Genomic DNA, 13,756 nt, shown 5'->3' on the forward strand with positions numbered 1-13,756 from the left:
CCGCCCGCCCAGGGCGCGTATCCCCCGGCCTACGGCGCTCCTGCGCCCGGCGCTGCCCCGTCGTACGGGACCGCGCCCGCGTACGGTGCCGCGCCCGCCTACGGATCCACGCCCGGCTACGGCGCACCGGCCAAGACGAACACGCTCGCGATCGTCTCGCTCATCGCCTCCATCTCGGGCTTCGTCATCCTGCCGTTCATCGGCTCGGTCGTCGGCGTCATCACCGGCCACATGTCGCTCAGCCAGCTCAAGACGAGCGGCGAGCAGGGACGCGGCATGGCCCTCGCCGGCACCATCGTCGGCTGGGTGGGTCTCGGCCTCGCGATCCTCGGCATCATCGCGGCGATCGCGTTCTTCGCGTTCTTCGTCTCGGTCTATCAGCAGACCGGCGGCACGTACTGAATCCCGGAGCCCCGGGAATCGTCCCCGGGGCTCCTGGGCGGTGCAACCGGCGTACCCTGGAAGTACCGTGAAGAGTTCGAGCCACGCCCCGTCGGCCACGTCCCTGCCGCGCGCACCGCGCGACGACGTCGACGCGCGCTCGATCCGGTATCTCGTGACCATGGGGATCCGCGTCGCGTGCTTCGTCCTCATGGTCGTCATCACCCCGTACGGCTGGTACACGTGGGTATTCGGCGCCGCCGCGATCTTCCTTCCGTACATCGCCGTCGTCTCCGCCAATGTGGGCCAGGAGGGACGCCGCAACCGCCGGGAAGACCCCGAGGCGGCCCTTCCGGCAGCGCCCTCGGCACCCCCGACGCCGGAGTCCCGCGTGATCCGCATCGAAGAGACGCACCCCGGAGCTCGAGACACTCCCGACGAGGCCGAATGAACGAGGTCGAACCCGAGCCGGCCGTCGACGCGACCTGCTCGCGGGCGGGATGCCGCGCGGCGGCGGGCTGGCGCATCGACTGGCGCAACCCCCGCATCCACGCCGAAGACCGCCGCAAGACCTGGGTCGCATGCGACGAGCACGTCGGCTACCTGCGCGACTTCCTCAGCGCCCGCGATTTCCCGGTCTGGGTGGCGCCGCTCGTTCCCACGGAGACCGCACGATGAGCCGTCGCTCCGTCAGCATGCAGCACCTGCCCCGCGCCGGTCGCTGGGCGATCTACATCGCACTTGCCGTCGTCTTCGCCATCGCGTGCGCGTTCCTGTCGAACTGGCAGTTCACGCGCAACCAGGAGCGCTCGGGGCAGCTCGCCCTCGTCGCCGAGAACTACGACGCGCCGGCAGTGCCGCTCGCCGACCTCATCCCGGCCGGCGGCGAACTGGACCCGCAGGACGAGTGGCGTCCGGTCGTCCTGACCGGGACCTACCTCGCCGATGACGGGCTCCTCGCCCGCAACCGGCCGCACGGCGGCACCTCGGCCTTCGAGGTTCTCGTGCCGTTCCGCCTGGACGACGGCCGGGTGCTGCTCGTCGACCGCGGCTGGGTGGCGCCCGGGCAGGACCAGCCCGTCCCCGATGCGGTGCCCGCCCCGCCGTCCGGCGAGGCGACCGTCGTCGTGCGGCTGCGGCCGGGCGAGGCGCTGCCGTCATCCGGGCGCTCGGCGCCCGAGGGACAGGTTCCGACCATCAACCTCGGGCTGATCGCCGACGCGATCCCCGCCGACGCGGGCGACGCCCTGGAGCAGAGCGCGTACGGCGTGATGGTCTCGGAGGACCCGGCGCCCGCCACCGCGCCGAGCGCACTCGAGCCGCCGTCGGACGACCCGGGTCCGCACCTGTCGTACGCGATCCAGTGGATCCTCTTCGCGGTGATGGGCTTCGTCTTCATCGGCTACGTCATCCGCACCGAGCGTCGGCACCGCCGCGAGGACGCCGAGGAGGCCGAGAGCGCCCGGGACGAATCGGCGGATGCCGCTCCCCCGGCTCCGCCGGCCCCCCGCCGTCGCCGCGACCGCGATGCCGAGGACGAGGACGCCCTGCTGGACGCCGCCGGCCGCTGACCGCGCGCAAGCTGGCGGGGAGGACAATCGGGCTGCTCGACGATACGCCGGGTCGCGGCATCCGTCTCCGTCGCGTCGCGCCGCAACTCCGCTTCTGTGCGCGCTGGCGTCAGGCGAGGGTGACGAGGTCGACGTAATCGCGGCCCCAGATGTCTTCGACACCGTCGGGCAGGATGAGCACGCGCTCGGGGTTGAGCGCCTCGACGGCCCCCTCGTCGTGCGACACCAGCACGACGGCTCCCTCATAGTGCGCGAGCGCACCGAGGATCTCCTCGCGCGACGCCGGGTCGAGGTTGTTCGTCGGCTCGTCGAGCAGGAGCATGTTCGCCGACGACACCACCAGCGTCGCGAGCGAGAGGCGCGTCTTCTCGCCGCCGGACAGCACGCCGGCGGGCTTGAGCACATCGTCGCCGGTGAACAGGAACGAGCCGAGCACCTTGCGCGCCTCGGTGGCGGTGATGTCGGGCGCGGCCGACATCATGTTCTCGAGCACCGACCGCGAGACGTCGAGGTTCTCGTGCTCCTGCGCGTAGTAGCCGATCTTCAGGCCGTGACCCGGCTCGAGCTGCCCGGTGTCGGGCTGGTCGACACCGGCGAGGATGCGCAGCAGCGTCGTCTTGCCGGCGCCGTTGAGCCCGAGGATGACGACCTTCGAGCCGCGGTCGATCGCGAGGTCGACGTCGGTGAAGATCTCGAGCGAGCCGTACGACTTCGACAGTCCCGAGGCCATGAGCGGCGTCTTGCCGCAGGGCGCCGGCTTCGGGAAGCGCAGCTTGGCCACGCGCTCCACCTGACGCACCTCGTCGAGCCCGGCGAGCATCTTCTCGGCGCGCGCCACCATCTGGTGAGCGGCTGCCGCCTTCGACGCCTTGGCACCGAATCGGGCCGCCTGCTGCTGGAGCACCGTGGCCTTCTTCTCGACGTTGGCGCGCTCCTTCTTGCGGCGCTCCTCGTCGGCCACCCGCTGGCGCAGGTAGTTCTTCCAGTTCATGTTGTAGACGTCGATGATCTGGCGGTTCGCGTCGAGGTAGAACACGCGGTTCACCGTCTCGCCGACGAGCTCCACGTCGTGGCTGATGACGATCAGGCCGCCCTTGTACCCCTTCAGGAACTCGCGCAGCCACACGACGCTGTCGGCGTCGAGGTGGTTGGTCGGCTCGTCGAGGATCATCGTCTGGGCATCCGAGAACAGGATGCGGGCGAGTTCGATGCGACGGCGCTGACCGCCCGACAGCGTCTTCAGCGGCTGGTCGAGGATGCGGTCCGGCAGCGACAGGTTGTGCGCGATCGATGCTGCCTCCGCCTCGGCCGCGTAGCCGCCGAGCGCTTCGAAGCGCTCGGTGAGGTTGGCGTACTTGCGCATCGCGCGGGCTGCCACCGCCTCGTCATCGCTGGCCATGGCGAGCGAGGCGTCGTGCATGCCGATCGCGAGCGTGCCCAGACCGCGGGCATCGAGGATGCGGGTGCGGGCGAGCATCTCGGGGTCGCCGGAGCGGGGGTCCTGCGGCAGGTAGCCGAGCTCGCCGGAGCGCTCCACCCTGCCGTCGGCGGGGATGAGGTCTCCTGCGAGCACCTTGGTCAGCGTCGTCTTGCCGGCGCCGTTGCGGCCGACCAGTCCGATCTTGTCCCCGTCCGACACGCGGAAGGAGACGTCCGACATGAGCACGCGAGCGCCCACGCGGATCTCGAGGTCGTGCACGGCGAGCACAGCGGATGTCCGTTCCGTCGGTGGAGAGGGGTGGTGACCGAATGGCCAGCCATCCAGTATACGGGGCGCCGTCCCCGCCCGATCGACGGAATACCTCCGCAGAGGGACCCGGTCGATACCGCAGAGGGATGCCGTGCCGCACGCCCCGCGCATAGTTTTCCGGGGTGGATCTCATCACCGACCTCGTCCTGCAGGCTGTCTCCTCGCCGTGGCTGTACCTCGTGATGCTCGTCGTGGCCGTCGTCGACGGCTTCTTCCCGCCGGTCCCGAGCGAGACCGTGCTGGTCGCCGCGGCGGCGGTGGCGGCATCCACCGGCCGACCGGATCTGGTGCTCCTCGGCGTCGTGGCCGCCGCCGGAGCCGCCGTGGGCGACAACATCGCCTTCGCCATCGGCAGGCGCACCGGCACGACCCGGTTCGCCTGGATACGGCGGCCGCGGGTCGCCGGCGCCTTCGCGTGGGCGGGCTCGGCGCTGGACCGTCGCGGTGCGGGCCTCATCCTCGGCGCGCGATTCATCCCGGTCGGGCGCGTGGCCGTGAATCTGTCCGCGGGCGCGCTGCAGTACAGCTGGCGGCGATTCGCCCTTCTCAGCGTGGCGGCAGGACTCTGCTGGGCCGCTTACAGCATCGCGATCGGCCTCCTCGCAGGCGCCTGGCTGAAGGACCAGCCGCTCCTCAGCGCGGTGCTGGGCATCGTGCTGGCCCTCGCGATCGGACTCGTCGTCGATCGCGTCATCGCGCTGCGCGCGCGCCGTGTCGCGGCACCCGTGTGAACGCCGTCGGCTGACAGGATGACAGAATGCGCGCGACCCCCTCACCGGCACCTGCCGAGTCCGCGAAGCGCCGCCGGCTGAGCCCGCGGACCTTCGCGTTCGGCGCGCTGGCGCTGGCGTCGGTCGCGCTCTTCTCCGTGCTCGTGCCGGTGCACATCGCGCTGTACCTGCAGCCGGCGCCGCTCGCGTTCCTGTTCGGTGCGATGCTGTGCGCGGCGCCTGTCGTCGCGGTCTGGTTCCCGCAGTGGTCGATCGCGCTGTTCGTCGTCTCGGCGGTCGCGCTGCCGCTGCCCGCCGCAGAGGCGGTCGCCACCACCTGGCCGTGGCCATGGTCGGTTCCGGCGATGCTCGTGCTCATCCTCTTCGTCGGCGTGCTCGCCATCGTGCACGACTGGCGCCTCGCGCTCGTCGCGTGGCTGCTCGCCATCGTGGGCACGCTGACCGTGGTCATCGGGCTGGCCGGTGCCCTCCCCGTGGCGGCGGGCATCGTGAATCTGGTGATCGTGACGTCGGTCTCGGGGGCTGCACTGCTCGTGGCCGTGCTGGTCGCCAGCCGCCTGCGCGTAGGCGCCGAGCTGAGCCGTGAGCGGGAGCTGACCGCGAGCGAGCAGTCCCGGCGCATGCTGGTCGAGGAGCGCACCCGCATCGCGCGCGAGCTGCACGACGTCGTGGCGCACGGGATGTCGCTCATCCAGGTGCAGGCGTCGACCGCGCGGTACCGCGTGCCCGGGCTCTCCGACGAGGCGCGTCACGAGTTCGACGAGATCGCACAGACCGCCCGCGAGGGCCTGGCAGAGATGCGACGGCTGCTCGGCGTCCTGCGCACCGACGACCAGCAGGCCGATCTGGTCCCGCAGCAGGGGCTCCGCGACGTCCCGGACCTGGTGCAGGCGCTCCGCCGCGCAGGCGCCGAGATCGACGCGAGCGTCTCGCCGGCGCCCGTGAACGTGCCGAGCGCGGTCGACATCGCGGTGTTCCGCATCGTGCAGGAAGCGCTGAGCAACGCCGTGCGGCACGCCCCGCACACGCCGGTCACGCTGTCGGTGGAGGCGGATGCCGCGGCCGTGCGCGTCGTCGTCCGCAACGGCCCACCGGACCCTGCGCAGCCGCCATCCGCGCTGCCGTCGCAGCGCGGGCACGGGCTGCTGGGCATGCGCGAGCGCGCCGCGCTCGTCGGCGGCGAACTCCGTGCCGCACGCGACGCCGACGGCGGCTGGACGGTGCACGCCGTGCTCCCCCTCGCCGGCATCGCGACCGAACCGGACACCATCCCGACCACGGAAGGCCCACAGTGACGATCTCCGTCCTCATCGCCGACGACCAGGCCATGGTGCGGGCGGGCTTCGCCGCCCTGCTCGACGCACAGGAGGACGTCCGCGTGGTCGGCCAGGCCGCCGACGGGGCCGAGGCGGCCTCGCTGTCCGCCCGGCTGAACCCCGATGTCGTGCTGATGGATGTGCGGATGCCCGAGCTCGACGGCATCGCCGCGACGCGCCGCATCCTCGGCCCCGGCTATCCCGCCGCACACGTTCCACGCATCCTCATGCTCACGACGTTCGACATCGACGACTACGTCTACGACGCGCTCGAGGCCGGTGCGAGCGGGTTCCTCCTCAAGGACGCCCTTCCGGAGGACCTCGTGCACGCGGTGCGGGTCGTGGCCGCGGGCGATGCACTGCTCGCGCCGAGCGTCACCCGGCGCATGATCGAGCACTTCGCCGCCCGTCGGCCGCGGGCCGGTCGAGCGACCGCGACGCTCCGCGAACTCACGGATCGCGAGCGGGAGGTGCTCACCCTCATCGGCCGCGGCCGCTCGAACGCCGAGATCGCCGCCGAGCTCTTCATCTCGGAGCAGACCGTGAAGACCCACGTGGGCAAGGTGCTCGCCAAGCTGGGCGCGCGCGACCGCGTGCAGGCGGTCATCTTCGCCTATGACGCGGGTCTGGTCGAGGCCGCTTCCTGATCACCCCACGGGGTGAGACGGCAACGGCACCACGGGGCGATGCCCCGGGCGTCGCCGCGTCCATAGCCTTCCGGGACGTACCCCCGAGGAGGCCTCATGACGATCGTCCGCCCCACCGCCGCCGCGGCCGCTCCGACGGCACCTGCCGCCAGAGACCGCGCGATCGATCTGGTCCGCGCCCTGTGCATCAGCGCGGTGGTGGTCCTGCACGCGATGATGGTCGGCGTCACCGTGACCGATGCCGGCCCGTCGTTCGTCAACGCGAGCGACGGCACCGCGTGGATCGTGCCGCTCAGCTGGGCTCTTCAGGTCATGCCGCTGTTCTTCGTCATCGGCGGGTTCTCCGGGGTGACCGCGTTCCGCAGAGCCCGGGCGCGGGGAGTCGACGGCGTCGGCTTCGTCGCCGGCCGCATCCACCGCCTGCTGCTTCCCGCGCTCGTCACGATCGGCGCCGCGGGCGTCATGCTGGCGCTCCTCGCGGCGGCCGGGGTGCCCGCCGACCTCGTGACCCTGGCCGGATTCCGGTTCGCGCAGCCGCTGTGGTTCCTCGGCGTCTTCCTCGTCTGCCAGGCGCTGCTGCCCGCACTGCTTCGCCTCCACGAGCGGGCGCCGCTCAGCAGCATCGCCGCGCTCGCCGTGGCGGCGGCGGCAGTCGACGTCGCGCGCCTCACGACGGGAATCGAAGGACTCGGCTTCCTCAACCTGGCATTCGTCTGGCTGACGATGCAGCAGCTCGGCTTCTTCCTCGCGGACGGCCGGATCGACGCGCTGTCGCGACGGGCGCGGGCATTCTGGCTGGTCGGGGCGGTCGCGGGGCTCGCGATCTCGTTCACGAGCGGCATCCACTCCCCCGATCTGGTCGCCAACATCAACCCTCCGACCACCGCGCTGCTGCTGGTCGGCATCGCGCACACCGCCATGTTCTCGCTCGCCCGCGGACCGCTGGCGCGGCTTGCCGAGCGGCGGCTCCCGTCGGCGCTGACCGACTTCGTGACGCCGCGCGCGATGACCGTGTACCTGTGGCACATGCCCGTCCTCCTGGGCCTCGCGGGGCTGACCGCAGCGGGCGCGACGGCCACCGAGGTACCGCTGCCCGCCGTCGACAGCGCATCGTGGTGGCTCACCCGTCCGCTCTGGCTCGCCCTGGCGCTCACCGCGACGGCGCTCGTCGCGCGGTGGCTCGCGCCGATCGAGGCCCTGCCCGCGCCCGCGGCGGCGCGCTCCGCCTGGCGTGTGGGCAGCGCCGCCGTCGTGGGAACGGCCGCCGTCGCGATGCTGCTGGTCGCCGGCACGTCTGTCGTCACCGCGCTGGTGGCCGTCGCGCTCCTCGGTGCCGCCCTCCACGGTGCATGCCGACGGGCGCCGACCGCGCGACGCCTGGCACTCGCGTGAGCGAGGGTTCCGTCCCCGCGGCGTGGCGCACAGCGGATGTCGTAGAAGGCGGACAGTGGATCGGCGGATCATTGGTGGACGGCGTCCAAGTAGCCCCGCGCGGGTCCCTCTAGGCTGAGTGCCATGTCATCCATCGCCGCTGCCCCGACCGCCTCCGCTGGGACCCGTCGCGTGCTCGCCGACGTCATCGCCCGCCCGTCCTCGCGCGCTCGCGCGTTCGCCCTCGACGCCGGTCTCGTCATCGCCGGTGCGAGCATCGTGGCCCTCCTCGCCCAGGTGGAGATCCCGCTGTGGCCCGTCCCCATCACGGGGCAGACGCTCGGTGTGATCGTCGTGGGCGCCGCCCTCGGCGCGTGGCGCGGCGCCGCCGCGCTCACGACCTACATGCTCGTGGGGCTCGCCGGGCTCCCGGTCTTCGCCGGGTTCACCGGCACGCTCGCGGCCGTCGGCAAGCCGAGCTTCGGGTTCGTGATCGGCTTCATCTTCTCTGCGTTCGTCGCCGGATGGTTCGCCGAACGAGCCTGGGATCGCCGTCCCGCGCTGGCGTTCCTCGGCTTCGCGGCGGCGAGCGCCGTGCCGTTCCTGTTCGGCATCCCGTACATGGCGTTCGTCCTGAACGCGGTCATGGGTCTCGACTACTCGTTCGGGGCCCTCCTCGAGGTGGGCCTGCTCCCCTTCATCGTCGGCGGCCTGGTGAAGGCGGCGCTCGCCGCGGCGATCATCCCCGGGGCATGGGCGCTCGTGCGCGCGGCGGACAAGACCAAGCAGTGACCGGATGCCTCCTCGCGAGGCATCCGCCATCGACAGCCCCGGCCGATCGGCCGGGGCTGTCGTGTGCGCACGGTATGTGTCGACACGGATTGGCAATCTGGAAACCGGCTGGGTAAGGTTGGCCTTACTGCGCCCGAATAAGGGCATCCTTACCTAATTTCTCCGGAGGATTCCGTGCGCCCGAACCGCACCGCCGCTGCCACCGCGATGCTCGCCATCGCCGCGATCGCCCTCGTCGGGTGCGCGAACGCGGCAGCCGACAACACCGACGACACCGCGAGCGGCTCCTCGTCCGGCGACGGCTTCCCCGTCACGATCGAGCACGCGTACGGCGAGACGGTCATCGAGTCCAAGCCCGAGCGCGTCGCGACGGTCGCCTGGTCGAACCAGGAGGTTCCCATCGCCCTCGGCGTGGTTCCCGTGGGCATGGCCGAGGTCACGTGGGGCGACGACGACGGAGACGGCGTGCTGCCGTGGGTCGAGGACGAGCTCGAGGAGCTCGGCGCGGAGACGCCGGTCCTGTTCGACGAGACCGACGGGATCGACTTCGAGGCCGTCGCCGACACGCAGCCCGACGTGATCCTCGCCGCCTACTCCGGGCTCACCCAGGAGGAGTACGACACGCTGTCGAAGATCGCGCCCGTCGTCGCCTACCCCGAGGTCGCGTGGGGCACGTCCTACGAGGACATGATCCGCCTGAACTCGAAGGCCATCGGCCTCGCCGACGAGGGCGACGCGCTCATCGAGGAGCTGCAGGGCGAGGTCGACGCGGCGCTCGCGAACCACCCCGAGCTTGCCGACGCCAGCGTGCTCTTCTCGTACATCGACCCGTCGGACTTCAGCCAGATCGGCTTCTACACGAGCCTCGACACGCGCCCCGGTTTCCTCGAGAGCCTCGGCCTTCCGGTGCCGACGGTCGTTGCCGAGGAGTCGGACGGCGTCCAGTTCTACACCTCGGTGAGCGCCGAGCAGGCCGACCGCTTCGCCGATGTCGACGTCTTCGTCACGTACGGCGACGCGAGCGGATCGATCATCGCGCAGCTGCAGGCAGACCCGCTGCTGTCGCAGATCCCTGCCATCGCCGAGGGGCACATCGCGATCCTCGAGGAGTCGACCCCCCTCGCAGCGTCGGCCAACCCGTCGCCGCTGTCGATCGGCTGGGGCATCGACGAGTACTTCGCGCTGCTCGCCGGCGCGCTCGGCTGATCCTTCCGGGAAGTCTGATCGGGTGACCGTCTCCGAGACCCGCACGCCGTTGCCGGATGCCGCAGCCCTGCGGCGTCCGGCAGCGGTGCGAGTGGGGTGGCTCGCGGTGTCGTTCGCGGTGCTCGCGATGCTCTGCGTCGCGTCGGTGGCGTTCGGCGTCCGCGATGTCGGCCTGGGCGACATCCTCGCGGGGCTCTCCGGCGACACCAGCGGCGTCGCGCAGGCCGCGGTCGTCGCCCGCCTGCCCCGCACCGTGCTCGCGATCGCCGTGGGTGCTGCCCTGGCCCTGTCCGGCGCCGCGATGCAGGCCGTGACGCGAAATCCCCTCGCCGACCCCGGCATCCTCGGGATCTCCGGCGGCGCGGCGCTCGCGGTGGTGATCGGCATCGCGTTCTTCGGGATGTCCGACCCCTACGCCTTCATCGCGGCGTCGATCATCGGCGCCGGCGGCGCGGCGGTGTTCGTCTACACCGTCGGGTCGCTCGGGCGCGGCGGCGCCACACCCCTCAAGCTCGCGCTCGCGGGGGCCGCTTCCTCCGCCGCCTTCATGTCCCTGGTGAGCGCGGTGCTCCTCCCCCGCGTCGATCTGCTCGAGACCTTCCGGTTCTGGCAGATCGGCGGGGTCGGCGGCGCGACCTGGGATCGCATCGCGACGATCCTGCCCGTGCTCGCGGTCGGCGCCATCGTCACGCTCGCATGTGCACGCGGGATGAACTCGCTCGCACTCGGCGACGACGTCGCCACCGGACTCGGCGAGCACGTGATGCGCACCCGCCTGATCGCGTCGGCGGGGGCCGTCATCCTGTGCGGCGCTGCGACCGCCATCGCCGGCCCCATCGCCTTCGTCGGCCTCATCATCCCGCACCTCTGCCGGCTTCTGGTCGGCACCGATCACCGCTGGCTGCTCCCCTTCTCCGCGGTCGCGGGGGCCGGCCTGCTCGTCGCCGCGGACGTCCTCGGCCGCGTCATCGCGCGTCCCGACGAGATCGAGGTCGGCATCCTGACGGCGCTCATCGGCGCCCCTTTCTTCATCTGGATCGTCCGCCGGCAGAAGGTGCGGGAACTGTGAGCACCGACACCCTCGTTCCGATCACCGCGCAGGCCGTCGCCGGCGGCCGCCGGCGACGTGCGCGCCGGCGCACCATTGTGACGGTCACCCTCGCCGTGGGAGTGGTGCTCGTCTTCGCCGCATCGCTCATGATCGGCCAGACCTTCTACGGCCTCGACGAGGTCGTGCGCGTGATCCTCGGCGAGACCGTCCCCGGGGCCTCGTTCACCGTCGGCGAGCTGCGCCTTCCCCGTGCGGTGCTGGCGATCCTCGCCGGATTCGCATTCGGCATCGCCGGCGTGACGTTCCAGACGATGCTGCGCAACCCGCTCGCGTCGCCCGACATCATCGGCATCACGGCAGGCGCGAGCGCCGCCGCGGTCTTCGGCATCGTCGTGCTCTCGCTCAGCGAGACCGCCGTCTCGGTGCTCGCCGTCGCGGGGGGCCTGCTGACCGCCCTCGCGATCTACCTGCTCTCGAACAAGGGCGGCTTCGCGGGCACGCGGCTGATCCTCATCGGCATCGGCGTGGCGGCCATGCTCGACGCCGCGATCACGTACGTCCTGTCGAAGGCTCCCTCGTACGACCTGCAGGCCGCCATGAGGTGGCTCACCGGAAGCCTCAACGGCGCCACCTGGTCGGCCGTGCTGCCGCTCGCGGCCGCGAGTCTCGTACTGGTGCCGGCCTTGCTGTCGCGGGGTCGCGACCTGAACGTCATGCGCCTCGGCGACGACGCGGCCGCCAGCCTCGGGGTGCGGATCCAGGGGACGCGCGTGATGGTCATCGTCGCGGCCGTCGCACTCCTCGCGTTCGCGACCGCCGCCACCGGGCCGATCGCCTTCGTCGCCTTCATGGCCGGCCCGATCGCGGCCCGCGTCGTCGGCCCCGGCGGGTCGCTGCTGCTGCCCTCGGCGCTCGTCGGCGCGCTGCTCGTGCAGCTGGCCGACCTGCTCGGCCAGTTCGCGTTCGACAGCCGCTACCCGGTCGGCGTCGTGACCGGCGTGCTCGGCGCCCCCTTCCTCATCTACCTCCTCATCAGGACGAATCGAGCCGGAGGCTCGCTATGACCGATTCCCACAGCCTGTCGGCGGAGGGCCTGACGCTGTCGTACGGCGATCGGACGATCGTCGAGCGCCTCGACCTGGTCATCCCTCCCGGACGCATCACGGCGATCGTGGGCGCGAACGGATGCGGCAAGTCGACGCTGCTCCGCGCGCTCGCGCGCCTCATCCCGGCGCGCGAGGGCCAGGTCGTCCTCGACGGCAAGGCGCTCCACGGCCGCCCCACCAAGGAGATCGCGCGGACGCTCGGCCTCCTCCCCCAGAGCCCGATCGCGCCCGAGGGCATCGCCGTCGCAGACCTCGTCGGCCGCGGACGCCACCCCCACCAGAAGCTGATGGCGCGCTGGAGCGCGCACGACTACGAGGTGGTGGCGCGCGCGCTCGCCTCGACCGGCATCGAGGAGCTCGCCGACCGCTCGGTGGACGAACTGTCGGGGGGCCAGCGTCAGCGTGCGTGGATCGCGATGGCCCTGGCGCAGGAGACCGACATCCTGCTGCTCGACGAGCCGACGACCTTCCTCGATGTCGCCCACCAGGTCGAGGTGCTCGACCTGCTCACCGACCTCAATCGCGAGCACGGCACCACGATCGTGATGGTGCTGCACGACATGAATCTCGCCGCCCGCTACGCCGACCACCTCTTCGCGCTGCGCGCGGGCCAGGTCGTCGCGAGCGGCGCCCCGCACGACGTGCTGACGAGCGAGCTCATCCGCGAGGTCTTCGACCTCGACGCACTGGTGGTCCCCGACCCGGTGTCGGGATCGCCCATCGTCCTGCCGCGCGGCCGGTACCACGTCACCGCCGCTCAGCCAGAACCCGTTCAGACAGGAGCCTCCGATGGCCACGACCGTTGACACCCACCAGTTCTTCCGCGTGCGGGTGACGGCGATCACCGACCTGACCCCGAGCTTCCGACGCTTCACCTTCGCCGGCGACGATCTGGCGCACTACGGCGACCCGGGACTCGACCAGCGCATCAAGGTCGTGTTTCCCACCGACACCGTCGGTCTGGACGCGATGCCGATGGGCGAGGACTGGTACACGCAGTGGCGTGAGCTGCCCGAGGCGGGCCGCCCGCCGTTCCGCACCTACACCACGCGCTACGTGCGCAACGAGCAGTGCGAGGTGGACATCGACATGGTCTCGCACGACGTGCTGGGACCGGCCTCCGACTGGATCGCGCGCGCCGCGGTCGGCGACGAGGTCCTCATCTACGCCCCCACCACGGCCCACGAGGGCGTGAGCTACGGCATCGACTTCGTGCCGCCGGCGCGGGTCGACAGCATCCTGCTCGCCGGCGACGAGACGGCCGCCCCCGCGATCGCGGCGATCCTCGAGCAGCTGCCGCCCGAGGCACGCGGCGTCGTCGCGCTCGAGGTTCCCCACGACGACGACATCGCCTACCTTCCGCAGCACCCCGGGTTCGAGTACCGGGTCGGCGCGCGGGACGCGGCCGCCGCCCGCAACAGCTACCTCGTGTCGTCGGTGACGGATGCCGCGGCCGTCCTCGCACCGGAGGGCCGGGGCGCCGATGTCGAGGAGATCGACATCGACACCGACATCCTGTGGGAGGTGCCGCGCACCGCGAAGGGCGGTGCGGCACTCAAGAGCGCGCGCCTGTATGCGTGGCTCGCGGGCGAGGCCGGCGCCATCAAGGCGCTGCGCCGGCACCTCGTCTCGGAGCGCGGCGTCGACCGCCGGGCCGTCGCCTTCATGGGCTACTGGCGCCTCGGCAGAGCCGAGAATTGAGTCGAGCCGGATCAATGCGAGCGCCAGCGAGCGTTGATGCGGCTCGACTCAAGGTTGAGCGAGCGAAGCGAGTCGAAACCTCTCCGCACCGGATCAATGCGAGCGCCAGCGAGCGTTGATGCGGCTCGACTCA

15 protein-coding genes are annotated in these 13,756 nt (G+C 71.6%); 14 read left to right on the forward strand and 1 reads right to left on the reverse strand.

The genetic code is table 11. The features are described 5' to 3' along the window. The 4 genes from ACI3KX_RS20305 to ACI3KX_RS20320 all read left to right on the forward strand — a co-directional run. On the forward strand, positions 1-402 hold a 402-nt coding region (locus ACI3KX_RS20305; RefSeq protein ID WP_404910876.1), incomplete at its 5' end, for a DUF4190 domain-containing protein. Between the two features lie 67 nt (positions 403-469). Then, positions 470-832: a DUF3099 domain-containing protein gene (locus ACI3KX_RS20310; RefSeq protein ID WP_404910877.1), complete on the forward strand. Its 363-nt coding sequence runs from the start codon at positions 470-472 to the stop codon at positions 830-832. Next, the gene (locus tag ACI3KX_RS20315) at positions 829-1,059 is read left to right on the forward strand and encodes a hypothetical protein (RefSeq protein WP_404910878.1); all 231 of its coding nucleotides are present in this window, start codon (positions 829-831) and stop codon (positions 1,057-1,059) included. The genes ACI3KX_RS20310 and ACI3KX_RS20315 overlap by 4 nt, the downstream gene beginning before the upstream one ends. Then, positions 1,056-1,952, forward strand: coding sequence for an SURF1 family protein (locus tag ACI3KX_RS20320; RefSeq protein ID WP_363357477.1), 897 nt, complete (start codon positions 1,056-1,058; stop codon positions 1,950-1,952). Before ACI3KX_RS20315 ends, ACI3KX_RS20320 begins: the two co-directional genes overlap by 4 nt. A gap of 109 nt (positions 1,953-2,061) precedes the next feature. On the opposite strand, the gene ACI3KX_RS20325 is transcribed toward ACI3KX_RS20320, so the two are convergent. Then, positions 2,062-3,660 (reverse strand): ABC-F family ATP-binding cassette domain-containing protein, encoded by a 1,599-nt coding sequence (locus ACI3KX_RS20325; protein ID WP_349427656.1) that lies wholly within the window; start codon positions 3,658-3,660, stop codon positions 2,062-2,064. A gap of 164 nt (positions 3,661-3,824) precedes the next feature. On the opposite strand from ACI3KX_RS20325, the gene ACI3KX_RS20330 reads away from it, so the two are divergent. The 10 genes from ACI3KX_RS20330 to ACI3KX_RS20375 all read left to right on the forward strand — a co-directional run bounded on the left by ACI3KX_RS20330 (position 3,825) and on the right by ACI3KX_RS20375 (position 13,623). Further along, on the forward strand, positions 3,825-4,433 hold the full coding sequence (locus ACI3KX_RS20330; RefSeq protein WP_404910879.1) for a DedA family protein: 609 nt from the start codon (positions 3,825-3,827) through the stop codon (positions 4,431-4,433). Positions 4,434-4,459: 26 nt separating this feature from the next. After that, positions 4,460-5,728, forward strand: coding sequence for a histidine kinase (locus ACI3KX_RS20335; RefSeq protein WP_404910880.1), 1,269 nt, complete (start codon positions 4,460-4,462; stop codon positions 5,726-5,728). Next, a complete protein-coding gene (locus tag ACI3KX_RS20340; RefSeq protein WP_363357481.1) occupies positions 5,725-6,396 on the forward strand; it encodes a response regulator transcription factor in 672 nt (223 codons plus the stop codon). Before ACI3KX_RS20335 ends, ACI3KX_RS20340 begins: the two co-directional genes overlap by 4 nt. 96 nt (positions 6,397-6,492) lie before the next feature. Next, positions 6,493-7,788, forward strand: a complete 1,296-nt coding sequence (locus ACI3KX_RS20345) for an acyltransferase (protein WP_404910881.1) — start codon at positions 6,493-6,495, stop codon at positions 7,786-7,788. A 123-nt stretch (positions 7,789-7,911) separates the two neighbouring features. After that, positions 7,912-8,559 carry a biotin transporter BioY gene (locus tag ACI3KX_RS20350; protein ID WP_404910882.1) on the forward strand — a complete coding sequence of 216 codons (648 nt, stop codon included), beginning with the start codon at positions 7,912-7,914 and terminating at the stop codon, positions 8,557-8,559. Between the two features lie 174 nt (positions 8,560-8,733). After that, a complete protein-coding gene (locus ACI3KX_RS20355; protein WP_404910883.1) occupies positions 8,734-9,765 on the forward strand; it encodes an iron-siderophore ABC transporter substrate-binding protein in 1,032 nt (343 codons plus the stop codon). Between the two features lie 22 nt (positions 9,766-9,787). Then, entirely contained in the window at positions 9,788-10,834 is a 1,047-nt protein-coding gene (locus ACI3KX_RS20360) for a FecCD family ABC transporter permease (protein ID WP_404910884.1), read from the forward strand. Next, a complete protein-coding gene (locus tag ACI3KX_RS20365) occupies positions 10,831-11,880 on the forward strand; it encodes an iron chelate uptake ABC transporter family permease subunit (RefSeq protein ID WP_349427664.1) in 1,050 nt (349 codons plus the stop codon). The genes ACI3KX_RS20360 and ACI3KX_RS20365 overlap by 4 nt, the downstream gene beginning before the upstream one ends. Further along, positions 11,877-12,728 carry an ABC transporter ATP-binding protein gene (locus ACI3KX_RS20370; protein WP_404910885.1) on the forward strand — a complete coding sequence of 284 codons (852 nt, stop codon included), beginning with the start codon at positions 11,877-11,879 and terminating at the stop codon, positions 12,726-12,728. Before ACI3KX_RS20365 ends, ACI3KX_RS20370 begins: the two co-directional genes overlap by 4 nt. Beyond that, a complete protein-coding gene (locus tag ACI3KX_RS20375; protein ID WP_349427666.1) occupies positions 12,712-13,623 on the forward strand; it encodes a siderophore-interacting protein in 912 nt (303 codons plus the stop codon). The genes ACI3KX_RS20370 and ACI3KX_RS20375 overlap by 17 nt, the downstream gene beginning before the upstream one ends. Positions 13,624-13,756 lie beyond the last annotated feature (133 nt).

Origin of the sequence: Microbacterium sp. ZW CA_36 (assembly GCF_044987475.1) — a bacterium.
Classification (GTDB): domain Bacteria; phylum Actinomycetota; class Actinomycetes; order Actinomycetales; family Microbacteriaceae; genus Microbacterium.